Here is a 23,501-nt window from a genome sequence, read left to right as displayed (position 1 = left end):
TCGCGGCCCGGGGCCTAGTCCTGCGGGCCCGGGGGCCTGGTCCTCTCCACCGGGGACCGGTGGCTCGGCGTCGGGCTCACTCCTCCCAGCGCACCTCGGACGGCTCCTTGTCGCCCCGCCATCCCCGCCAGACGGGGTGGCGCAGTCGGCCGTCCTCGGTGCGCTCGGTGTGCTGGACCTCGCCGACGAGGTCCGCGCGGACCCATTCCGCGTCCCGGCGGTGCGCCGCGGGCACGTCGTCCACCGGCGGTGTCTTCCGGGTGCGGGAGCAGAGCGTGCGCGCGATCTCCTCGAGGTCCCGGTCGCGGAACCCGGTGCCGACGCGGCCGGCATAGCGCAGGGTGCCCTCCGCATCCGGCACCGCGACGAGCAGGGAGCCGATGCTGCCGGAGCGTCCGCCCTTGCCGTGCCGCCAGCCGATGACCACGACTTCCTGGTGCCGGGCGTTCTTGATCTTGATCCAGGTGCGGCTGCGCGTGCCGGGCTGGTAGATGCCGGTCTCGGTCTTCGCCATGACCCCTTCGAGCTGGAGCCGCTGCGAGAGCTCGATCGCATGGTCGACGTCGCCGTGGTCGGCATGCGGCACATGGACGTGGTCGGCGGGATCGACCGCGTCGAACAGTGACTCCCGCCGTTCCCGGTAGGAGGTGCGCAGCAGGGACTCGCCGCCGCGGCGGAGCAGGTCGAAGAGCATCACGTGCACCTCGACGTCCTCCCGGGCCCGCGCGATCTCGCGCTCGCCGGTGAGTCCGAGTCGCTGCTGTAGCCGGGAGAAGGAGGGGCGATCCCGGGAGTCGAGGGCGACGACCTCCCCGTCGAGAACGGTCTCGCCCTGGGCGAGGATCTCGGGGGCGATCACGTCCTGCAGCTCGAGCAGCTCGGGGAAGGTGGCGGTCAGGTCCTTGCCGCCGCGGCTGGTCAGGCGGACCTCGTCCGCGGTGACCGTGGCGATCACCCGCACGCCGTCCCATTTCATCTCGAAGGCCCAGTCGTCCTGGTCGCGGATGTCGTCGCGGCTGCCGAGGGTGGCGAGCATCGGGGAGAGCGGCTCCCCCCTCCCGGCCGGAGCGGGGCGGGACGCCGCGCCGGAGGAGGCCTCTCGGCGGGGAGCGTCGCGCCGGGGCGGCCGACGCGGCGCGGCACGAGTCGCCCGCCGCCCAGCCTCCGGCTGGTCCTTCATGAGGTGCAGCAGCCAGTTGGCGTCGGCCTTCTCCTTGGCCGCAGCGGACTTCCGCCTCCCGCCCATGCCGCCGGTGTGGAGGAACGCGTAGCGGCGCGGCACCCCGCCGAGGCCGCCGTCCTCGCGGCCGTGGCAGACGGCGATCACCTCTTTGCCCTCGCGCCACTTCTCGATCTCGACCGTGCCGGTGTCCCAGAGCGTGACGTCGCCGCCGCCGTACTCGTCCTTGGGGATCGTGCCCTCGAAGGTCGCGTACTCGAGGGGGTGATCCTCGGTCTGCACGGCGAGCCGATCGACGTCCACCTCGAGCGGCGGTCCCTTCGGCACAGCCCACGAGACCAGCACCCCCTCGTGCTCGAGCCGGAAGTCCCAGTGCAGGCTCGAGGCATGATGCTCCTGGATGACGAACATCGGCTCCTCCGCCTCGAGAGCGTCCCGGGCCGCGTCCGGACCGGGCCCCGCTTCCGGGACCGGCTCGGGGGTCCTCGCGGCGTCGCGCTTGGAGCGGTAGACCTCCAGCCGGTCCCGCGTCCCCTCGCCCGACGCGCCGTCGCCGACCCTCCGAGGGCCGCCGAGCCTCAGGGCGGCGATCGGGTCCGTGCCGTCCTCGGCCCGTTCCAGGACCTCATCGAACTCGAGATGCTCGAGCCCGGGATCCTCGATCTCCTCCCACGTGCGGGGAGCCGCGACCGTGGGCCGCTCGCGCCCGCGCAGGGAGTAGGGGCAGACGGTGGTCTTGTGCTTGCTGTTCTGGGACCAGTCCACGAGCACCTTGCCCGCGCGCAGGGACTTCTTCATGTCGCTGACGACGTGGTCGGGATGGTCCTCCTCCAGCGCCTGCGCCAGCGTGTGGGCGACCTCCGTGATCTCCTCCGAGGACGTCCCGCCGTCCAGCGGCGCGTACAGATGGATGCCCTTGGAGCCGGAGGTGACCGGGAAGGAGTCCATCCCCATCCCCTCGAGGATCTCGCGGCACCACAGCGCGACACGGGCGCAATCGGGGGGCCCGGCCCCCTCCCCCGGATCGAGGTCGAGGACGAGCCGGTCGGGGGGCGCCGGCGCGAGCTCGTCGTCGAAGCGCCATTGCGGGGTGTGGATCTCGAGGGCCGCGAGCTGGGCGAGCCACACGAGGACTGCCGGCTCGTCGACCAGAGGGTAGGTCGAGGCGCCGTCCTTGTGCTCGATGTCCGCGCGCGGCACCCAGTCCGGGGCATGGTCCTCGAGATCCTTGCGGAAGAAGACCTTCCCGGGGCGGTCGGCGGTCCCCACGCCGTCGACCCACCGCTTGCGGGTCGCGGGTCGCCGGGCGGCCTGCGGGATCATCACCGGGGCGATGCGCCGGTAGTAGTCAAGCACCTCCCCCTTGGTGGTGCCCGTGGAGGGGTAGAGGATCTTCTCGAGGTTCGAGATCTTCAGGGTCCGGCCGTCGATCTCGACCCTCTGCTCACCGGTAGCCATGGTCCCACTGTGCCCTGCCCCACGCGATCCGTCACGGCCTGGGCGTCGCAGCGACCGACCGATCGTTCCTGGTCCGCGGCGTGCTGGCGTGGTCTCATGGAGCATGCGCGCGATATGGAGCGGTGAGATCACGTTCGGGCTCGTCAACGTCCCGGTGAAGCTGTACGGTGCGACGCGGTCGCACGACATCTCCTTCCACCAGGTCCATGACGAGGACCACGGACGCATCCGATACCAGCGCACCTGCGAGGTGTGCGGCCGCGTGATCGACTACGAGCACATCGACAAGGCCTACGACGACGGGGACAAGACGGTGGTGCTCACCGACGAGGAGCTCGACGCCCTCCCGGCCGAGGACAACGACGAGATCGACGTGGTGCAGTTCGTCCCGGACGAGCAGGTCGATCCGATCCTGCTGGGAACCTCCTACCTCCTCGAACCCGTCGGCCGCTCCTCGAAGGCGTACGTGCTGCTGCGGCGCACGCTCGAGGACACCGAGCGCACCGCCATCGTCACCTTCACTCTGCGCACGAAGACCCGGCTCGGGGTGCTGCGGATCCACGAGAACCTCCTCGCCCTGCAGACCCTGCGCTGGCCGACCGATCTGAAGGACGTCGACTTCGGGCCGTCGCGGACGACGATCAGCGCCAAGGAGCTGAAGATGTCCGCCGCTCTGGTCGAGCAATTCAGCGGCGACTTCGAGCCGGAGCTCTTCACCGATGAGTACCAGGAGCAGCTGCGCGAGCTGGTCGAGGCCAAGCTCGAGGAGGGCGACGCGGTCGATACCGACGCGACGTTCGGCGAGGACGGCTCGACGGAGGAGTCCGACGGCGGTGGGAAGGTCATCAGCCTGATGGACGCGCTGGAGCGGAGCGTGCAGAAGCGCCGCGGATCGCGGGCCTCGACCTCCGGGAACGGGAGCACGACAGCCGCTGGGTCCGCGACGAAGAAGAGCGACACCAAGAAGAGCGGCACCGCGAAGGCCGACAGCACAGTAGTCGGCACCAAGAAGACCAACACCAAGAAGACCGGCACCCAGAAATCCGGTACCAGGAAGTCCGGAAGCAAGAAGTCCGGCAGCAAGAAGGTCAGCAGCGCCAAGAGTTCCGGCGCGGACTCCGCCTCCGGTACGTCGAAGAAGTCCGCATAGGTCCCACTCGGGCCGTCGACTCTCACGATGCCCGGGGACGCGCTCCCTCCGCCCCGCTCGATCGGTGCGGGAGCAGGCGCTGCGAGGTCACGAGGCCTCCGGCAGGGGTCCGGGCCCCGCGACCGGCTCGGGCCCCGGATGCATGACGGCGCCCGCGGCGATCTTCGCCGCGGGCGCCGTCATGGTGTGACGCCGCTCGGTTCAGCCCTGCGGCCCCGCGGCGATGTTGTCCGCCTCGATGCGGGCGGACTCGGTGCCGTCGAGGTCGCCGATGCGGTGCACGCGCAGCGTGTTGGTCGAGCCGTGCACGCCGGGAGGGGAACCGGCAGCGACGATGACGAGGTCGTTCTTCTGCAGGCCCTTCTCCTCGCGCAGCAGATCGTCGACCTTGCCGACCATCGCATCGGAGTCCTTCTGCATCGGCACCAGGTGCGCCTCGATGCCCCAGGTCAGGGACAGCTGTCGGGCGACCTCGGGGTACGGGGTCAGCGACAGCAGAGGGATGGTGGGCCGCAGGCGGGAGAGACGACGCGCGGTGTCACCGGACTCCGTGAAGGTGACCAGGTACTGCGCCGAGAGCTGGTCGCCGATCTCGGCGGCGGCCCGGGTGATCGCACCGCCGCGGGTGTGCGGGATGGTGCCCAGCGGCAGGATGCGGTCCGCGCCGTTCTCCTCGGTGTTGGTGATGATCCGGGCCATGGTGCGCACGGCCTCGAAGGGGTACTTGCCCACGCTGGTCTCGCCCGAGAGCATGACCGCGTCGGCGCCGTCGAGGATCGCGTTGGCGCAGTCCGATGCCTCGGCGCGGGTGGGGCGAGGGCTCTCGATCATCGACTCGAGCACCTGGGTGGCGACGATGACGGGCTTCGCGTTGCGGCGGGCGAGCTCGATCGCGCGCTTCTGGACCAGCGGGACCTGCTCGAGCGGCAGCTCCACGCCGAGATCGCCGCGGGCGACCATGATGCCGTCGAAGGCGCCGACGATGGAGCGCAGCGCGCGCACGGCCTGCGGCTTCTCGATCTTCGCGATGACGGGCACCCGGCGGCCCTCCTCCTGCATGATGCGCAAGACGTCATCCATGTCGTGGGCGTCGCGCACGAACGACAGGGCGACCAGGTCCGCTCCGAGGCCGAGGCCGAAGCGGAGGTCCGCGATGTCCTTCTCGCTCATGGCGGGGACGGAGACCGCCACGCCGGGCAGGTTGATGCCCTTGTTGTTCGAGACCGGGCCGGGGACCTCGACGATGGTCGTGACCTCGGTCTCGGAGACGTCGGTGACGCGCACCGAGACCTTGCCGTCGTCGATCAGGAGCACGTCGCCGGGGCGGCAGTCGCCCGGCAAGCCCTTGAAGGTCGTCGAGACCCTCTCGCGGGTGCCGACGATGTCCTCGGTGGTGATGGTGAGGCTCTCGCCGACCTCGAGCTGATGCGGTCCGTCGGCGAACTTGCCCAGACGGATCTTCGGGCCCTGGAGGTCGACGAGGATGGCGACGTTCCTGCCGAGGTCCTCGGCGGCGCGGCGCACGTTCGCGTAGACCTTCGCGTGGTCGTCATGGGTGCCATGGCTGAAGTTCATCCGGGCGACATTCATCCCGGCCTCGATCAGAGTGCGGATCTGCTCGTACGTGTCGGTCGCGGGACCGAGCGTGCAGACGATCTTCGCTTTGCGCATGTCTACCCATCTGTAGTTCGTGTGTGGGCCGCGGTCCCTCCGGGGGACAGCGCGCAGGCGCCGCAGGAGGGCCGCAGCATCGCGTGTTCTTCGCCCTAGTGTTTCATACTGTGACGGGGTTCTCGCCGGGGCTCACGGGACGGGGCAGTGACGTGCTCCCCATCAGGTGCGCGTCGACGGCCGCGGCGCAGGAGCGACCCTCCGCGATCGCCCACACGATGAGGCTCTGGCCTCGGGCGCAGTCCCCTGCGGTGTACACGCCGGGGACGGTCGTGACCCAATCGTCATCGTGCACGATGTTGCCGCGTGAGGTGATGTCCACTCCGAGTGCGGCGAGCAGACCCTCCTCCCGTGCCGCGGTGAAGCCCATGGCGATCAGCACGAGGGTGGCCGGCAGCACGGTGGCGGTGCCCGGGGTGGGCACCCGCGAGCCGTCCACGTACTGGGTGCGGGACACCTCCAGCCCGGTCACCGCGCCGTCGGCGTCGACCTCGAATCCGGTGGTCGAGGCGAGGTAGGAGCGTGCACCGCCCTCCTCGTGCGCGGTGGAGACCTCGAAGAGCACCGGATGGGTGGGCCAGGGCTGGCTCTCGTCGCGCTCGGCGGGCGGCTGGGTGCCGATCGCGAGCGTGGTCACCGATCGTGCTCCCTGGCGCAGCGCGGTGCCCAGGCAGTCGGCACCGGTGTCCCCGCCGCCGATGATCACCACGTCCTTGCCCTCGGCGGTGATCGCGTCCGGGAGCCAGTCGCCCTCCACGAGACGGTTCGCCTGGGTCAGGTACTCCATCGCGGGATGGATGCCGGTGGCCTCGCGGCCGGGCACCTCCAGCTCGCGGGGGACGCTCGCCCCGGTCGCGAGGACCACCGCGTCGACGCGGGAGCGCAGCTCCTCGACGGACAGGGCGCCCTCCCCTGTCCCGCCCACGTCCACCCCGGTGCGGAAGCGGGTGCCCTCCGCCCGCATCTGCTGCAGGCGGCGGTCGACGTGGCGCTTCTCGAGCTTGAACTCGGGGATGCCGTAGCGCAGCAGCCCGCCGAGCCGGTCGTCGCGCTCGAGGACGACGACCGAGTGGCCGGCGCGGGTGAGCTGCTGGGCGGCGGCGAGTCCTGCCGGGCCGGAGCCCACCACTGCGACGGAGCGGCCCGTCTGCCGGGTGGGGACGACCGGCTGCACCCACCCCTCGTCGAAGGCACGGTCGATGATTGAGACCTCGACGTTCTTGATCGTGACCGGCGGCTGGTTGATCCCCAGCACGCAGCTGGACTCGCACGGCGCCGGGCAGGCGCGACCGGTGAACTCGGGGAAGTTGTTGGTCGCATGCAGGCGCTCGCTCGCCTCCTGCCAGTCGTCGCGATAGACGAGGTCGTTCCACTCGGGGATCAGGTTGCCCAGCGGGCAGCCCTGATGGCAGAAGGGGATGCCGCAGTTCATGCAGCGCCCGGCCTGGCGGGAGACGACGCTTAAGGTGCCCTTCTCACGGGCCTCGTACACCTCCCGCCAGTCCATCAGGCGCAGCGGCACGGGACGGCGCGCAGGCAGCTCGCGGTCGCGGTCACGCAGGAATCCTCGGGGATCAGCCATGGGTGGCCTCCAGAATCTCGTTCCAGACATCGTTCGCATCGGGGTCGTTGCCCCGGGCCACTGCGTCCTGGCGGAGCGCAGTGATGGTGAGGAAGGCGCGCGGTGCGATCTCGGTGAGCCGCCCCAGCAGCTCCTCCTCGTCCGCGAGCAGCGCAGCCGCTCTGTCGGAGCCGGTGCGCGCGGCATGGTCCCGCACCGCCTCGAGCAGGAACTCGCGGTGCTCCTCGTGCACGGGGCCGAGCACGAATCCGGCGGCGTCGGCCGGGTTCAGCCGGGAGGGGTCCAGGTCCAGCACGAACAGCGTGCCGCCGCTCATGCCGGCGCCGAGATTGCGACCCGTCGGCCCGAGCACGACCACGGCGCCGCCGGTCATGTACTCCGCGCCGTGGTCGCCGATGCCCTCCACGACGAGCGTGGCCCCGGAGTTGCGCACGCCGAAGCGCTCCCCGGCGGCGCCGCCCAGGAACAGCCGGCCGCTGGTCGCACCGTAGGCGCAGGTGTTGCCGGCGATCGGGGCGGAGGTCAGCGACGGAGCGGTGCCGGCGCCGTGCCCGACGGCGATGATGCCGCCCGAGAGGCCCTTGCCGACGTAGTCGTTGGCGTCCCCGGTGAGGTGCATGCTGATCCCGCGCGGCAGGAAGGCACCGAAGGACTGACCGCCCGTGCCCTCCAGATCCAGCACGATCGCATCCTCGCCGAGGCCGTCGCCGCCGGTGCGGCGGGTGACCTCGTGGCCGAGCAGGGTGCCGGCGCTGCGCTGGATGTTGCGCAGGGTGTCACGCAGGTGCACGGACGACTCCGCGCCGCGGAGCACGTCCTCGGCCCCGGCGATCCAGGGATGGTCGGGGGCGCGGTCCAGGTGGTGGTCCTGGCCACGGCGCCGACGCGGGAAGTCGCCCTCGTGGATCGTGGGCTCGGCGAGGATCGCCTCGAGGTCCAGGCCCTCCCGCTTGGCGGCGCCGAGCACACTGCCGGCCCGTGCGCCGTCGGCGAGGGCGAGCAGGTCGCTGCGGCCGATCGCCTCGTCCAGGGAGCGCAGTCCCAGCGCGGCGAGGTGCTCGCGCACCTGCTCGGCGATGAACCGGAAGAAGGTCACCACGTGCTCGGCCTTCCCCGTGTAGCGCTCGCGCAGCTCGGGGTTCTGGGTCGCCACGCCCACCGGGCAGGTGTCCAGGTGGCAGACCCGCATCATGACGCAGCCGGAGACCACCAGCGGGGCGGAGGCGAAGCCGTACTCCTCCGCGCCCAGCAGCGCGGCGATCACCACGTCGCGTCCCGTCTTCAGCTGGCCGTCGACCTGCACCGTGATGCGGTCGCGCAGACCGTTCAGCAGCAGGGTCTGCTGGGTCTCCGCCAGGCCCAGCTCCCACGGGGTGCCGGCGTGCTTGAGGGAGTTCAGCGGGCTCGCCCCGGTGCCGCCGTCGTGACCGGAGATCAGCACCACGTCCGCGTGCGCCTTGGACACGCCCGAGGCGACGGTTCCCACCCCGAAGCGGGAGACGAGCTTGACGTGCACGCGGGCCGCAGGGTTCGCGGACTTCGCGTCATGGATCAGCTGGGCGAGATCCTCGATCGAGTAGATGTCGTGGTGCGGCGGCGGGGAGATCAGGCCGATGCCGGGGGTGGAGTGCCGGGTGCGGGCGATCCATGGGTAGACCTTCTCCGGGGGCAGCTGGCCGCCCTCGCCGGGCTTGGCGCCCTGGGCGATCTTGATCTGGATGTCCTTGGCGAAGGTGAGGTACTCGCTGGTGACGCCGAAGCGGCCGGAGGCGATCTGCTTGATCGCGCTGCGGCGCTCGGGGTCGCGCAGGCGCTCGGGGTCCTCGCCGCCCTCGCCGCTGTTGGACATGCCGCCGAGCTGGTTCATGGCGATCGCGAGGGTCTCGTGCGCCTCCTGCGAGATGGAGCCGTAGCTCATCGCGCCGGTCATGAAGCGCCGGGTGATCTCCTCGACGCTCTCGACCTCCTCCAGCGGGACGGGGTCCAGGGCCCCGGTGCGCAGTCGCAGCAGGCCGCGGATCGTCATCAGCCGCTCGTGCTGGTCGTCGACCTCGTCGGTGTAGCGGCGGAACTCCTCGTACTGGCGCGTGCGGGTGGAGTGCTGGAGGCGGAAGACCGCCTCGGGGGTGAACAGGTGCGGTTCGCCCTCGCGCCGCCACTGGTACTCGCCGCCGACGGGCAGGCTGCGGTGGGGCGGCTGCTGGCCGTCGACCGGGTAGGCGAGCGCATGGCGGGCCGCGTTCTCCTGCGCGATCACGTCCAGCGTGATGCCACCGATGCGGCTGATGGTGCCGGGGAACCATCCCTGGACGAGATCCTCCGCCAGACCGACGGCCTCGAAGATCTGCGCGCCGCGGTAGGAGGCGACCGTCGCGATGCCCATCTTGGACATGATCTTCAGGACGCCCTTGCCGAGAGCCCGGTTGAGGTTCGCGACCGCCTGCTTCGGGGTCACGTCGCTGATCACGCCGCGCTCGACGAGCTCCTCGACGCTCTCCATGGCGAGGTAGGGGTTGATCGCGCTCGCGCCGTAGCCGATCAGCAGCGCGGCGTGGTGCACCTCGCGCACGTCCCCCGCCTCGACCAGCAGCGCGGCGGAGGTGCGGCGACCGGTGCGGACCAGGTGGTGCTGGACCGCGCTGGTGAGCAGGAGCGAGGGGATCGGAGCGAGGACCTGGTTGGCGTCGCGGTCCGAGAGCACCAGGAAGGTGGCGCCCTCGTCGATCGCACGCCCCGCCTCCTCGCAGATCTCGTGCAGGCGCAGCTCGAGGGCCGCGGTCCCGCCGCCCACCGGGTACAGACCGCGCAGGCGCACGGTGTGGAAATCGGCCGTGGCGGGGTTCGCATCGATCGCGACGATCTTCGCGAGCTCGTCGTTGTCGAGGATCGGGAAGTCCAGCGCGAGCTGGCGCGCGTGCTGGGGCGTGGCGTCCAGCAGGTTCCGCGAGCGGCCGAGGGCCACACCCAGCGAGGTCACGATCTCCTCACGCAGCGAGTCGAGCGGAGGATTGGTGACCTGCGCGAACATCTGCGTGAAGTAGTCGAACAGGAGACGCGGGCGCTCCGAGAGCACGGCGATGGGCGTGTCGGTGCCCATCGCGCCGAGCGGCTCGGCCCCCTTGGACGCCATCGGTGCGAGCAGGATGCGCAGCTCCTCCTCCGTGTAGCCGAAGGTCTGCTGACGGCGCACGACGGAGGCTCGGGAGTGGGTGATGTGCTCGCGCTCGGGCAGCTCGGCCAGGGCCACCTTCTGCTCGCGCACCCAGGTGCGGTACGGGTGCTCGGTGGCGACCTGGCGGGTGATCTCCTCGCTGGGCACGATCTCCCCGCGCTCGAGATCGAGCAGGAAGATCTCCCCCGGGGCGACACGGCCGGTGCGCACCACGCCGCTGCGCGGCAGGTCCACCAGGCCCGTCTCGGAGCCGAGCACGACCAGGTCGTCCTCCATCACCCAGTAGCGCAGGGGGCGCAGGCCGTTGCGGTCCAGGCGCGCGCCCACCCGGGTGCCGTCGGTGAAGACGACGGCGGCGGGGCCGTCCCACGGCTCCTGGAGCGCGGCATGGAACTCGTAGAAGGCCCGCAGGTCCGGGTCCATGGACGCATCGTTCTCCCACGGCTCGGGGATGAGCATCATGAGCGAATGCACGAGCGAGCGGCCGCTGAGGTGCAGCAGCTCGAGCGCCTCGTCGAGGCTCGCGGAGTCCGAGGCGCCAGGGGTGTTGACCGGCAGCAGCCGGGAGAGGTCCTCGCCGAAGGCGTCCGTGGCCATCGACCCCTCCGCCGCGCGCAGGCGGTTGCGATTGCCGATCACCGTGTTGATCTCGCCGTTGTGGGCGAGGGTGCGGAAGGGCTGCGCGAGCGGCCAGGCCGGGAAGGTGTTGGTCGAGAAGCGCGAGTGCACGACGGCGATCCGGGTGGCCAGCCGAGGATCGCGCAGATCCGGATAGAACTCGTCGAGCTGGAAGGGCGTGAGCATGCCCTTGTAGACCATCACGCGGGTGGAGAGCGAGGGGAAGTACCCGGCGGTGGTGTGCTCCACACGGCGCCGCACCGCGAAGGCGGCGCGCTCGAGGGCGAGGCCGCTGCGCTCGCCGGCCGCGTCGGCGAGGAACACCTGCACCATGCCGGGACGCACGGCCTCTGCCGAGGGCCCCACGAGCCCGTCGGTGGTGGGGACCTCACGGGTGCCCAGCAGCCGCAGTCCCTCCTCGTCGGAGATCCGCTCGACGGCATCCAGCACCTCGGCGCGTCCCGCCGCGTCCCGTGGCACGAAGGCGGTGCCCGCGGCGTAGGAGCCCGCCGGGGGTAGGTCGATACCGCTGACCTCGCGCAGGAAGGAGTCGGGCAGCTGGAGGATGATGCCGGTGCCGTCGCCGGTGTTCTCCTCGGCGCCCACCGCGCCGCGGTGGTCGAGGTTCCGCAGCGCCATCAGGGCGTGCTCGACGATGTGGTGTCCGGGCTCGCGGAGGGTGGCGATCATCGCCACGCCGCAGGAGTCCACCTCGGAGTCGGGGCGGTAGAGACCCTGGGGGCCGGGGAGAGCGGAGAAACGGGAGGTGAGGGGCAGCATGGCGGCTGGGCCTTTCCGGGTGGGAATCCAGTGACGGGGTCGTCGTACGCGACGAGCACCCGTCCTGGGCATGCCTCCCGGGCTGACGCTCCGCGTCGCTCGGTGGGGGCTGCTCCCTAGGGTCCGGGTGCCCGGTCCGCGCCGGCGGAGGGGGGCGTGCCGGACTTCTCGTCCTCGTCCTCGTCGGGGCCGTTGCCCTCGGTCTGCGCGGGCAGCTCGAAGGAGCCGTCGGCGGCGACGACCTCTCCCCCACGACGCAGCTTGCGCTGGGTGAGGTACAGGAAGATCGCGACGCCCACCAGGGCCATCAGGATCGCGACCACGGTGTGGATGCGCAGCGGACCGATCATCAGGACCGGCTCGGAGCGGATCGCGTCGATCCAGGCGCGGCCGGTGGAGTAGATCGCGACATAGGCCCAGAACACGCGGCCGCCCGCCCACTGGAAGCGGCGGCTGAGCAGCAGCAGGACGGCGAGACCGGCGAGGTTCCACAGCTGCTCGTACAGGAAGGTCGGGTGGTAGGTTCCCGGCACGCAGCCGCCGATGGTCTGCCCGTTGCTCACGCAGGTGACGTCCCAGGCCCACCAGGCATCCAGCGCGGGCCCGTAGAGCTCCTGGTTGAACCAGTTGCCGAAGCGGCCCAGCACCTGCGCGATCAGCAGGGTCGGGGCGACCGTGTCCGCGAGCGCCGTGAAGGAGACCCCTTTGTGCCGTGCCATGAACCAGACGGCGAGGGCGCCCCCGGCCACGCCGCCGTAGATCGCGAGCCCGCCCTGCCAGATGTACAGCACCGCGAGCGGATCCCCGTCAGGTCCGAAGAACGGCTCCGGGGAGGTCAGCACGTGCCAGATGCGGGAGCCGACGATCCCGGCGATCACCGCGACGAAGATGATGTCGAAGAAGGCGTCCCCGTCACCGCCGCGCTTCTCCCAGCGCTTGGTCGCCCACCACATCGCCACCGCGATCCCCGAGAGGATGCACAGGGCGTAGAAGTGGATGGTCAGCGGCCCCAGGGAGAGGGCAGAGATCGAAGGGCTCGGGATCATGTCCTCATCTCCCCTCAGGTCTGGGTGCGAGCACGCTCGACGCCGGCGCGCAGGTCATCGGCCACCGCTGCGAGGGCGGTGCGTGCCGCCGCATCGTCGCCCTGGTTCTCGACCAGGGCGCGCACGAAGGCGGACCCGACGATCACTCCATCAGCGTACGCGCCGACCTGCGCGGCCTGTTCACCGTTCGAGACGCCGAGCCCCACGCAGACGTTCTCCGCACCGGCGGCCCGCGTGCGCTCGACCAGGCCTTCCGTGGCTGCGGAGACGCTGGCTCGGGTGCCGGTGACACCCATCGTGCTCGCCGCGTAGACGAATCCTCGTGTGTGGGAGACCACATGCGCGAGCCGGTCCCGCGGTGAGCTCGGTGCGACCAGGAACACGCGGTCCACGCCGTGCTCCTCGCTCGCGGCGATCCAGTCGGCGCCCTCGTCGGGGATGAGGTCCGGCGTGATCACGCCCGCGCCGCCGGCGGCCGCGAGATCACGTGCGAAGGTGTCGGGGCCGTAGGCGAGGATCGGGTTCCAGTAGCTCATCACCAGGATCGCCGCGCCCCGTCCCGAGAGCGCCTCGACGGCCTCGAGCACGTGACGGGTGCGGGTCCCCCCGGCCAGGGAGGCGGAGGCGGCCTGCTGGATCACGGCACCGTCCATGACGGGGTCCGAGTACGGCAGCCCCAGCTCGATCATGTCGGCGCCGTGATCGATGAGGATGCGGGCGGCCTCGATCGAGCGCTGCAGATCGGGGAAGCCGACGGGCAGGTAGCCGATGAGCGCGGCGCGGCCCTCGGAGCGGGCGCGATCCAGCGCCTCGCCCGATCGCAGGCGCGCCGTGTCGGCGGCGCCAGCGGCACCAGCGGGGTCTGCGGTGGTCATCGGGACTCCTCCGGCGTGTCGGTGTCGGTGGCGGCAGTGGTGCCAGCGGTGGTGGCCGTGCCTGCGGCAGCGGCAGCGGCAGTGTCACCGAGGGTCTCGCGGGAGGCGGCCCGCAGCGCGTCCAGGTCGGCTCGAGCGGGGTCGTCGCCGACCAGGCCGAACCAGCGCGAGGCGGTGTCCACGTCCTTGTCCCCGCGGCCCGAGAGGCTCACCAGGATCACGGCGTCCTCCCCGAGCTCCCGGCCGAGCTCCAGCGCGCCGGCGAGGGCGTGGGCCGATTCGATGGCGGGCATGATGCCCTCGGTCATCGACAGCAGCGCGAAGGCGTCCATGGCGGGCCCGTCGTCGACCACCCGGTACTCGGCACGGCCGATGTCCGCGAGCCAGGCGTGCTCCGGGCCGACGCTGGGGTAGTCCAGCCCGGCGGAGACCGAATGGGATTCGATGGTCTGGCCGTCCTCGTCCTGCATCACGAAGCTGCGGGCGCCGTGGAGCACCCCGGCGGAGCCGCCGTTGAGGGTCGCGGAGTGGCGACCGGAGGAGATGCCGTCGCCGCCGGCCTCGCAGCCGATCAGGCGCACCAGCGGATCGGTGTCGTCGAGGAAGGCGTGGAAGATGCCCATCGCGTTGGAGCCGCCGCCCACGCAGGCGACGACCGCGTCCGGCAGGCGGCCGACGCGCTCGAGGGTCTGGGCGCGGGCCTCCTCGCCGATGATGCGGTGGAAGTCGCGCACCATCGCGGGGAAAGGGTGGGGACCGGCCACGGTGCCCAGCAGATAGTGGGTGGTCTCGACGTTGGCGACCCAGTCGCGGAAGGCCTCGTTGATAGCGTCCTTGAGGGTGCGTGATCCCTGCTCGACGGGGATCACCTCGGCGCCCAGCAGGCGCATCCGGGCCACGTTCAGCGCCTGGCGCTCGGTGTCCTCGCCGCCCATGTAGATCGTGCAGTCCAGTCCGAACAGGGCCGCGGCGGTGGCCGTGGCGACGCCGTGCTGGCCGGCGCCGGTCTCGGCGATCACGCGGGTCTTGCCCATGCGGCGGGTCAGCAGCGCCTGGCCGAGCACGTTGTTGATCTTGTGGCTGCCGGTGTGGTTGAGATCCTCCCGCTTCAGCAGGATCCGTGCCCCGCCGGCGAGCCGGGAGAACCTCGGGGACTCGGACAGCAGCGAGGGCCGGCCGGTGTACTCGGCGGCGAGGTGACGCAGCTCAGCGGTGAACTCGGGGTCGATGATCGCCTTCTCGTACACCTCGGTGAGCTCGTCGAGGGCGGGTACCAGGGCCTCGGGGAGGAAGCGACCCCCGAAGTCGCCGAAGTACGGCCCCGCCTCGGAGCGCAGCTCGCCGGCGGGCCGGGCGAGGTCGGTGAGCACCTGCTCGGAGAGGGGACGCTCGGAGTGCGGACGGTCGTGGTGGGGACTGCTCATGCCTGAGCTCCTTCCGGGACGGGGCGGCCGCGGCGGGCCACCCGACGGTACGAGGAGACGGCGACGGCGGCGTCGCCGGAGGTGACCAGCGCCTCGCCCACCAGCACGGCGTCGGCCCCGGCGGCGGCGTAGGCCTCGACCTCGGCGACGGAGACCACGGCGGACTCGCCGATGGCGAGCGGTCCGGCGGGGATCCGGCCCAGGAGGTCCGCGGCCCGGCCGAGGTCGACGGTGAGGTCCTTGAGATTGCGGGCGTTGACGCCGATGATGTCCGCCCCGAGGGCGAGCGCGCGCTCGAGCTCCTCCTCGGTATGTGTCTCCACCAGGGCCTGCATGCCGAGATCGGCGATGAGCTCGTACAGCTCTCGCAGCAGGGCATCGTCGAGGGCGGCGACGATCAGCAGCACCAGATCGGCGCCATGGGCGCGGGCCTCGAACACCTGGTACGGCTCGACCACGAAGTCCTTGCGCAGCACCGGGACCTCGACCCGGGCGCGGACCGCGTCGAGGTCCGCCAGGGAGCCTCGGAAGCGGCGCTGCTCGGTGAGCACGCTGATGGCGCAGGCGCCGGAGTCCGCGTAGACCGCGGCGAGCTCAGCGGGCTCGGGGATCTCGGCGAGGGCACCCTTGGAGGGGCTGGAGCGCTTGACCTCGGCGATCAGTCCCATGGTGGTGCCATCACCCAGCAGATGCGCGCGGGCATCCAGGGCCGGGGAGGCGGAGCGGGTCCTGCGCTCGATCTCCGCATCGGGCACGTCGGCGCGACGCACGGCGAGATCCTCTCGCACACCGACGATGATCTCGTCGAGAACGGTTCCGGTGGTGGTCACGCGGGCCTCCTGCAGCAGGTCGGGACGGGCGGTCACCACGGTGTCGGGGCCGTGCCGTCGGGGTCGGGACGTCGGAGTCGGGGGTACCGGGGCGGTGTCATCCGCCGACGTACGAGATCGGGGCGAGGAACCAGAACATCGGCAGGTTCCGCAGCACCGCGTAGAGCACGGCGATCCCCACCAGCACGAGCAGCACGGTCCGTGAGGGCAGAAGCTGGGTGCGCAGACCGGCAGCTCGACGCACGGCCCAGGCGACCAGGCCGATCGCGAGCAGCGGAATGGCGGTGATGACCAGTGCGTTGCTGCGCAGCGCCAGCAGCAGGTCACCGTCCAGCAGAGCGTGCACGGAGCGGATCGCACCGCACCCCGGGCAGTCCAGCCCCGTGAGCTGATGGAGCACGCACAGCGGGATGTGGGTGCGGAACGGGTCGAAGACCAGCTGGACCAGGGCGGCGAGAGCGAGACCGCCCGCACCGATCAGCAGCGGGAGCAGAGCTCGTCGCGGCCCGTGGGCGGGAGGGCCGGGCACACGCTCGGGAGCGGTGCTGGAGGTCCCTCGCGCCGCCGTGGTCACCTCGCGTCGGCCTCGGCGGGCCGCCCGGAGCGCGCGTTGGCGCCGGAGCTGCCGTCCGCGGTGCGGGCAGCCTGGCTCAGGCCGTAGCCGCGCGGCTGACCGAGCCCGGCCTTGGAGAGCACCAGACCGACCAGCACGGCCAGGAGGATCACTCCGGCGCCGACCCAGATCAGGATGCTCAGCTGCTCCGACCAGACCATGCCGACACCGATGCCGAGGGAACCGAGGACGATGCCGAGGTTCATGGTCCAGGCCGCGACGGTCTTGCCCTCGTTGTGATGAGGGGGCGGGGGAACTGCGTAGCTCTTGGGCATGATCCTTCTCCAGTCAGGGTCCCGGTCGACGCTATTGTGCCACGTCATCGGGTGGGTGGCGGTGCACTGTCCGCCGGTGGTCAGGGGGCGTCCCGCACCAGGTGAGACCCGTCACCGCTCGTTCGGTGACGTCTCCCGATCGGCGGGCTCCCCCACGCTCGGATCGACGCCGCGACTGAGCGCATCCCAGGCGGCCGCCGGATCCTCGGCGGGATCCGCGGTGGTCCGGACAGCGGCGCTGCGATAACGGGTGCGCCGCGGCCAGCCGCCGCCGGCGAGCAGCACCAGCAGACCGATCCCGAGCACCGCGAGGGCGGGGACCAGGGTCAGCAGCGGCCACATCGTGGTCTGCGCCTCCACGGCCGCGCCGAGCACCCCGGTGGAGGAGGTCACGGCGGAGCCGGCGGCCCCTGCCGGATCGCGGACCACCCCGAGCGCGGCGACGGCGGCGCCCCCACCGCCCAGCAGCAGCACCGGGCCCGTGAGGAAGCGCACCCAGGCCGAGGACAGCGACGTCGCGAGAGAGGCGGCGATCGCCATCAGGGCGAGGGCGAGCACGGCGGGAGCGGCGTCGGCGCCGAGCACGCTCACCTGCTGCTCGACCCCGGTGAGGTCCGGAGCGGCCGCCTCGATCCAGGTCAGGCGCGAGGTGCCCGCCAGCACAGCGGAGGCCGCGGTACCGGCCAGGACGGTGGTGCGGCGTCCGGGGAGCCGGTGGCGAGAGGCTGGGGACGGGGCACTCATGCCGGGCGGAGGGTGTCTGCCGCGGCGGCGGCCCGCAGCGCGGCGGCCGCCTTGGACTGGGTCTCCCGATGCTCCATGGTGGCGTCGGAATCGGCGACCACTCCCCCGCCGGCCTGGACGTGGGCGGTGCCGTCCTTGATCACCGCCGTGCGGATCGCGATCGCCATGTCCATATCACCGGCGAAGTCGACGTAGCCGACCGTGCCGCCGTAGACGCCGCGACGGACCGGCTCGAGACGGTCTATGATCCGCATCGCCGAGGGCTTCGGCGCTCCGGAGAGGGTGCCGGCCGGGAAGGTGGCGCGCAGCGCGTCATAGGCCTGCACGTCCTCTCGCAGCCGCCCGGTGACGGTGGAGACGATGTGCTGGATGTGGGAGAAGCGCTGGAGCTGCATGAAGTCGCGCACCACCACCGTGCCGGGGTCGCAGAACTTCTGCAGGTCGTTGCGCGCCAGATCGACCAGCATCAGATGCTCCGAGCGCTCCTTGGGGTCGGCGAGCAGCTCGGCGCCCAGCCGCTCGTCCTCCTCCGGCGTCGCTCCGCGCGGCCGGGAGCCGGCGATCGGATGGGTGGTGGCGGTGCTCCCGCGCACGCTGACCAGCGACTCGGGGCTCGCCCCGACCACATCGACCGGCTCGCCGGAGGCATCCTCGGTGCGCAGCAGATACATGTACGGGCTGGGGTTCATGCGGCGCAGCACCCGGTACACGTCCAACGGATCCGCGGCGATCGGCAACGAGAACCGCTGCGAGGGCACCACCTGGAAGATCTCTCCGTCGACGATGTCGCGCACGGCCTCGTGCACTGCCCGCTCGTACTCCAGCTGCGAAGTGCGGGCCTTGGGCTCGAGCTCGCGCACCGAGTCGTACACCACCGGGCCGCTCTCGAGCGGGGTCCGCAGGCGCTCGCGCATCCTCGCCAGCCGCTCGAGGGCGTCCTCGTAGGCGGCGTCGACGCCGTCGTCGGTGGCGTTGAGGTTCAGGGCGTTGGCGACCAGCACGACGGTCGAGTCGTGGGCGTCGTGGACGACCACGTCCTGGGCGAGCAGCATCGAGAGGTCGGGCAGGCCGATCTCGTCGGGCGGGGAGTCCTCGAGCCTCTCCCAGTACCGGACCGCGTCGTAGGCGACGTACCCGACCATCCCGCCGGAGAAGGGCGGCAGGTGCGCCTGCCTGGCGGCACGGAAAGCACTGGTCACAGCGCGGAGTGCCTCGACGGGGCTGCCGGTGGTGGGGACCCCGGCAGGGACGTCGCCTCGCCAGTGGGCCTGACCGTCCCGTTCGGTGAGGACGGCGCGGGCGCGGGTGCCGATGATCGAGTAGCGCGAGTCCTCGCCCTCGCCCGCGGACTCGAGCAGGAAGGTGCCGCGGGTGCCGCCCTCGGCGGTGAGTCGGCGATAGAGGGAGACCGGGGTGTCCTCATCTGCCAGAAGGCGCATGCTGAGCGGGACCACGCGCTGCCGGGCGGCCAGCGCCCGGAAGGTCTCGCGGTCCGGCACGATCACGCCGAGCGCGTCCCCTTCGCGGCCGCCGACCTGCTCGGGGTAGGCCTCGGCCCGTGCGGGAGTGGTCTGCTCGCTCATGCGGTGCGCTCCGCAGCGTCCAGGACGAGGGCGCCGAGGTCGCCGCCGTCGAAGCAGGTGTCGGTGCCGCGGTGGCAGGCCGCGCCGACCTGGTCGACCGTGACCAGCAGGGTGTCGCCGTCGCAGTCCAGCGCGACGGAGCGCACCCACTGGACGTGGCCGCTGGTGTCGCCCTTGCGCCAGTACTCGCCACGGGAGCGGGACCAGTAGGTGACGCGTCCCGTCGACAGGGTGCGGTGCAGCGCCTCATCATCCATCCAGCCGACCATCAGCACCCGGTGGTCGGTGGCATCCTGCACCACCGCGGTGAGCAGTCCTGCCCCGTCCCGCTTGAGGCGAGCGGCGAGCTCGGGATCCAGGTGCGCTGCGGGGGCAGAGATCGAGGCAGCGGTCGAGGCGGTCCCGACGGGGGTGTCAGCAGGGGTATCAGCGGGACGATCAGGCATGGTCACAGTGCGCGCTCCAGCTCCTCGGCACGGTCGGTGCGCTCCCAGGTGAACTCCGGCAGCTCACGACCGAAGTGGCCGTGCACGGAGGTCAGCGCGTAGATCGGGCGCAGCAGGTCCAGGGCGTCGATGAGGGCCGCCGGGCGCAGGTCGAAGACCTTCCGGACCGCGGCGGCGATCTGATGCGAGGGGACGCGGCCGGTGCCGAAGGTCTCGACGTACAGACCCACCGGCTCGGCGACGCCGATCGCATAGGCGACCTGGACCTCGCAGCGGTCCGCGAGACCTGCGGCGACGATGTTCTTGGCGACCCAGCGCATCGCGTAGGCGCCGGAGCGGTCCACCTTGCTGGGGTCCTTGCCGGAGAACGCGCCGCCGCCGTGGCGGGCCATGCCTCCGTAGGTGTCCACGATGATCTTGCGCCCGGTGAGGCCCGCATCGCCCTTGGGACCGCCGAGCACGAAGCGGCCGGAGGGGTTGATGTGCGTGGTGACGTCGTAGGTGTCCAGTCCGAGGGCCTCGAGGTCCTCGAGCACGGGGGCGATGACGACCTTCGAGATCGCGGGGGCGAGCTGGCTGACCAGGTCGACCTCGTCGCTGTGCTGCGTGGAGACCACGATCGCGTCGACGCTGCGGGCCACCCCGTCCTCGTCGTAGCCGATCGAGACCTGGGTCTTGCCGTCCGGCCGCAGGTACGGGAGCACACCGTCGCGGCGGGCCGCGGAGAGGTTCCCGGTAAGGCGGTGCGCGGCGTGGATCGGCAGCGGCATCAGCTCGGGGGTGTCGCGGCAGGCATAGCCGAACATCAGGCCCTGGTCACCGGCGCCGAGCTTCGCGAAGGCCTCGGCCGCGAGATCGCCCCGGGCCTCGAAGGACGTGTCCACGCCCTGGGCGATGTCCGGGGACTGCGCGCCGATCGAGACCTCGACACCGCAGGAGTCGGCGTCGAACCCCTTCTCCGAGGAGTCGTAGCCGATCTCCCGGATCACATCGCGCACGATGTTCGCCACATCGCTGTAGCCGGTGGTGCGGACCTCGCCCGCGACGTGGACCAGACCGGTGGTGACCATCGTCTCCACGGCGACACGCGCTCCGGGATCCTGCGCCAGCAGGTCGTCGAGGATGGCGTCGGAGATCTGATCGCAGATCTTGTCGGGATGCCCTTCGGTGACCGATTCGGACGTGAAGGTGCGCAGCTCGCTGGTGGTCATGGGGTTCAGGATACTTCCGGCAGGGAGGGGAGCAGGGCGTCGAGCACGGCGTGGGCGACGAGGGTCTTGGTGCCCTCCGCGCGGGCGATCTCCTCGCCGTCGTGATCCAGGATCCGCACCGCGTTGTCCGCGGCGCCGAACACGCCGCTGGTGATGTCGTTGAAGACCAGCAGGTCCGCGCCCTTCCTGCGTGCCTTCGCCCGGCCGAGCTCGAGGGCCGAGGCGTCCTCACCGCCGGTCTCCGCCGCGAAGCCGACGATCGCGGGCCCGGCCTCCCCGGTCTCCGCGTGGTGCGCTGCGCGGTCCAGCACGCTGTGACGCAGGATGTCCTGGGTGCGGCGCAGCGCGATCGCCGGCACCGCATCGCTGCCGTCCCCGGCGATCTCGTCCTTCTTGATCTTCGCCGTGGCCCGCTCTGCGGCGGTGAAGTCCGCGACGGCGGCGGCCATGATCAGCGCATCGACCTCGCGCCGATGCGCGGCGACCAGCTCCGCGAGCTCGGCGGCGCTGCCCACGTCCAGTCGGCGCGCCCCGGGCGGGGTCTCGAGGTCGACGTTCGCTGCGGCCAGGCGCACCCGGGCCCCGCGCGCCAGAGCGGCGTGGGCCAGCGCCCAGCCCTGCCGACCCGAGGAGTGGTTGGCCAGGAAGCGGACGGGGTCGAGCTCCTCGCGGGTGCCGCCGGCGGTGATCAGCAGCTCCCGGCCGACTAGATCACGGCGCACCGCGCCGCGCTCGTCCCGGGGTGCGGCGATCGCGGCACGGGCGGCATCGAGGATCGCGCTCGGCTCCGGGAGCCGGCCCGGACCGGAATCCGGTCCGGTGAGCCGCCCGACCGCGGGCTCGAGCACGGTGACGCCGCGCTCGCGCAGCACGGCGACGTTCTCGAGCGTGGAGGGGTGCTCCCACATCTCGGTGTGCATCGCGGGCGCCACCACCACGGGGGCGCGTGTGACCAGGGCGGAGGCGGTCAGGAGGTCGTCGGCGCGTCCCATGCGCAACCTGGCGAGCAGGTCCGCGGTGGCGGGGGCGATGACCACGAGATCGGCCTGCTGGCCGAAGCGGACGTGCGCGACCTCTTCGACATCCTCGAAGACGGAGGTCAGGACCGGGTGGTGGCTGAGCGCCTCCCACGTCGCGGCGCCCACGAACTCGAGCGAGGACACGGTGGGCACGACCCGGACATCGGCGCCTTCACCGACAAGACCGCGCACCAGGTGCGCGGTCTTGTAGGCGGCGATGCCTCCGCCGACACCGACCAGGATGCGGGCACCGGCGAGGGTGCGCGGCGCGCTGCTCATCGGATCACCCAGCGTGAGCCGGGATCAGAGCGGGAAGTCGGTGGGCGGGATCTCGGGGGCCTCGTCGCCGAGCAGCAGCGGAGCCGGAGCGTTCGGGTCCGGCTCGTTCTGGGCGGCGTACTCATCCTCGTCGATCTCGCGGACCGTGAGCAGGCCCTCGTCGATCTCGCGCAGCGCGATCGAGAGCGGCTTCTCCTGGTTCTCGACGTCCACCAGCGGGCCGACGAACTCCAGCAGGCCCTCGGAGAGCTGCGAGTAGTAGGCGTTGATCTGGCGGGCGCGCTGGGAGGAGTAGAGCACCAGGGCGTACTTCGAGTCGACGGTCTCCAGGAGACGATCGATCGGCGGGTTCGTGATGCCTTCGGGCTGTGCGACTGTTCCGGCCACGGATGTCCCTTCAAGAGTTTTGGCGTGCGACGCACCAGGATACGCCCTTCCCCGCGTGGGGGCGAGGGCGGGAGCGTGCGAGGTCAGGTGAGGTCGCGCACCCCGAGCAGGCGGGCGAGCTCGTCGGCCGCGCCGTCGACCGTGTCGTTGACGATCGTGACGTCGAACTCGCTCTCGGCGGCGAGCTCGACCTTCGCGGTCTCCAGGCGGCGCGTGCGCTCCTCGGCGTCCTCCGTGCCCCGCCCCACGAGGCGCTCGACGAGAGTGTCCCAGTCCGGTGGGGCCAGGAAGACGAAGCGGGCCTCGGGCAGGGACTCGCGGATCTGGCGGGCTCCGGCCAGGTCGATCTCGAGCAGCACCGGCCGCCCTTCGGCGACCTTCTCCTCGACGGGACCTCGCGGGGTGCCGTACTTGTTGCGGCCATGGACCACGGCCCACTCGAGCATCTGACCGGCCTCGATCAGGGAGGAGAACTCCTCCTCGCTCACGAAGCGGTAGTGCACCCCGTCGACCTCACCGGGGCGGGGAGCCCGCGTGGTCGCGGAGACGGAGAGCCAGATCTCCGGGTACCGGGCGCGGATCGCCGCCGAGACGGTGCCCTTGCCCACGGCGGTGGGTCCGGCCAGAACGGTGACCGGGGCCGACGCCGTGCTGGCGTCGGCCCCGGTGGAGGAATCGTTCACTCGGCGAAGTGCGCGACGAGCTTCTCCGCCTGGTGCGAGCCGAGGCCGCGGATCTTGCGGGAGGGCGAGATGCCGATCTCCTCCATGATCTGCTGTGCCTTGACCTTGCCCACACCGGGCAGTGCTTCCAGGAGCGCGGACACGCGGAGGCGGCCGACGATCTCGTTCGACTCTGCCTCCTTGAGGACCTTCTTGATCTCCTCGCCGCGGTGACCGGCGCTGTCCTTCAGACGGGCCTTGATCGCGGCGCGCTCGCGGCGAGCTTCGGCGGCCTTCTTCAGGGCCTCGGCCCGCTGCTCAGGGGTGAGGGGAGGGAGAGCCACTGTTCTTACCTCTTCTGTCGCTGGTGACGTGGAGATCCGGGAGGATCTCGATGTGGGAAGAGCGTAACCCCAAAATCGTGGCGGAAGGCACTTTTGACGCCCTTCGCCGCTGGTCCGGTGCGAATCGACACTCCACGCAGGCTCCTGCGGCG

General features: G+C 71.5%; 19 protein-coding genes. 1 reads left to right on the top strand and 18 read right to left on the bottom strand.

The window, feature by feature from the left end:
* Positions 1-76 precede the first annotated feature (76 nt).
* Positions 77-2,638, bottom strand: coding sequence for an ATP-dependent DNA ligase (locus VF289_RS14070; protein WP_330884531.1), 2,562 nt, complete (start codon positions 2,636-2,638; stop codon positions 77-79).
* A 103-nt stretch (positions 2,639-2,741) separates the two neighbouring features.
* Between VF289_RS14070 and VF289_RS14065 the strand changes: the two genes are divergently transcribed.
* The gene (locus VF289_RS14065; protein WP_330884530.1) at positions 2,742-3,788 is read left to right on the top strand and encodes a Ku protein; all 1,047 of its coding nucleotides are present in this window, start codon (positions 2,742-2,744) and stop codon (positions 3,786-3,788) included.
* Between the two features lie 201 nt (positions 3,789-3,989).
* Here the strand turns inward: VF289_RS14065 and pyk are convergent, their stop codons facing one another.
* The 17 genes from pyk to mihF form a co-directional block, all read right to left on the bottom strand.
* Entirely contained in the window at positions 3,990-5,459 is a 1,470-nt protein-coding gene (gene pyk / locus VF289_RS14060; RefSeq protein ID WP_330884529.1) for a pyruvate kinase, read from the bottom strand.
* 103 nt (positions 5,460-5,562) lie between these two features.
* Positions 5,563-7,041, bottom strand: coding sequence for a glutamate synthase subunit beta (locus VF289_RS14055; RefSeq protein WP_330884528.1), 1,479 nt, complete (start codon positions 7,039-7,041; stop codon positions 5,563-5,565).
* Complete coding sequence (gltB, locus tag VF289_RS14050) at positions 7,034-11,611, bottom strand: glutamate synthase large subunit (protein ID WP_330884527.1); 4,578 nt, start codon at positions 11,609-11,611, stop codon at positions 7,034-7,036. The genes VF289_RS14055 and gltB overlap by 8 nt, the downstream gene beginning before the upstream one ends.
* A 116-nt stretch (positions 11,612-11,727) precedes the next feature.
* The gene (gene lgt, locus VF289_RS14045; protein WP_330884526.1) at positions 11,728-12,657 is read right to left on the bottom strand and encodes a prolipoprotein diacylglyceryl transferase; all 930 of its coding nucleotides are present in this window, start codon (positions 12,655-12,657) and stop codon (positions 11,728-11,730) included.
* A gap of 14 nt (positions 12,658-12,671) precedes the next feature.
* A complete protein-coding gene (gene trpA, locus VF289_RS14040; protein ID WP_330884525.1) occupies positions 12,672-13,532 on the bottom strand; it encodes a tryptophan synthase subunit alpha in 861 nt (286 codons plus the stop codon).
* Complete coding sequence (trpB, locus tag VF289_RS14035; protein WP_330884524.1) at positions 13,529-14,956, bottom strand: tryptophan synthase subunit beta; 1,428 nt, start codon at positions 14,954-14,956, stop codon at positions 13,529-13,531. The genes trpA and trpB overlap by 4 nt, the downstream gene beginning before the upstream one ends.
* A complete protein-coding gene (gene trpC, locus VF289_RS14030) occupies positions 14,953-15,786 on the bottom strand; it encodes an indole-3-glycerol phosphate synthase TrpC (RefSeq protein WP_330884523.1) in 834 nt (277 codons plus the stop codon). The genes trpB and trpC overlap by 4 nt, the downstream gene beginning before the upstream one ends.
* Positions 15,787-15,883: 97 nt before the next feature.
* On the bottom strand, positions 15,884-16,360 hold the full coding sequence (locus VF289_RS14025; protein ID WP_330884522.1) for a DUF2752 domain-containing protein: 477 nt from the start codon (positions 16,358-16,360) through the stop codon (positions 15,884-15,886).
* A complete protein-coding gene (locus VF289_RS14020) occupies positions 16,357-16,674 on the bottom strand; it encodes an HGxxPAAW family protein (RefSeq protein WP_330884521.1) in 318 nt (105 codons plus the stop codon). Before VF289_RS14020 ends, VF289_RS14025 begins: the two co-directional genes overlap by 4 nt.
* Positions 16,675-16,785: 111 nt before the next feature.
* Positions 16,786-17,418: a Trp biosynthesis-associated membrane protein gene (locus VF289_RS14015; protein ID WP_330884520.1), complete on the bottom strand. Its 633-nt coding sequence runs from the start codon at positions 17,416-17,418 to the stop codon at positions 16,786-16,788.
* On the bottom strand, positions 17,415-19,001 hold the full coding sequence (locus VF289_RS14010; protein WP_330884519.1) for an anthranilate synthase component I: 1,587 nt from the start codon (positions 18,999-19,001) through the stop codon (positions 17,415-17,417). The genes VF289_RS14015 and VF289_RS14010 overlap by 4 nt, the downstream gene beginning before the upstream one ends.
* The gene (gene hisI / locus VF289_RS14005; protein ID WP_330884518.1) at positions 18,998-19,447 is read right to left on the bottom strand and encodes a phosphoribosyl-AMP cyclohydrolase; all 450 of its coding nucleotides are present in this window, start codon (positions 19,445-19,447) and stop codon (positions 18,998-19,000) included. Before hisI ends, VF289_RS14010 begins: the two co-directional genes overlap by 4 nt.
* 2 nt (positions 19,448-19,449) lie before the next feature.
* Positions 19,450-20,658 (bottom strand): methionine adenosyltransferase, encoded by a 1,209-nt coding sequence (gene metK, locus VF289_RS14000; RefSeq protein WP_330884517.1) that lies wholly within the window; start codon positions 20,656-20,658, stop codon positions 19,450-19,452.
* Positions 20,659-20,663: 5 nt separating this feature from the next.
* Positions 20,664-21,956: a bifunctional phosphopantothenoylcysteine decarboxylase/phosphopantothenate--cysteine ligase CoaBC gene (coaBC, locus tag VF289_RS13995; RefSeq protein ID WP_330884516.1), complete on the bottom strand. Its 1,293-nt coding sequence runs from the start codon at positions 21,954-21,956 to the stop codon at positions 20,664-20,666.
* A gap of 24 nt (positions 21,957-21,980) precedes the next feature.
* Positions 21,981-22,343, bottom strand: a complete 363-nt coding sequence (gene rpoZ / locus VF289_RS13990) for a DNA-directed RNA polymerase subunit omega (RefSeq protein ID WP_330884515.1) — start codon at positions 22,341-22,343, stop codon at positions 21,981-21,983.
* Between the two features lie 83 nt (positions 22,344-22,426).
* Entirely contained in the window at positions 22,427-23,026 is a 600-nt protein-coding gene (gene gmk, locus VF289_RS13985) for a guanylate kinase (protein ID WP_330884514.1), read from the bottom strand.
* The gene (gene mihF, locus VF289_RS13980) at positions 23,023-23,349 is read right to left on the bottom strand and encodes an integration host factor, actinobacterial type (RefSeq protein WP_330884513.1); all 327 of its coding nucleotides are present in this window, start codon (positions 23,347-23,349) and stop codon (positions 23,023-23,025) included. Before mihF ends, gmk begins: the two co-directional genes overlap by 4 nt.
* Positions 23,350-23,501 lie beyond the last annotated feature (152 nt).

It is taken from the genome of Brachybacterium sp., assembly GCF_036379615.1.
Classification (GTDB): domain Bacteria; phylum Actinomycetota; class Actinomycetes; order Actinomycetales; family Dermabacteraceae; genus Brachybacterium.
This window is presented reverse-complemented; position numbering and strand designations above follow the sequence as displayed.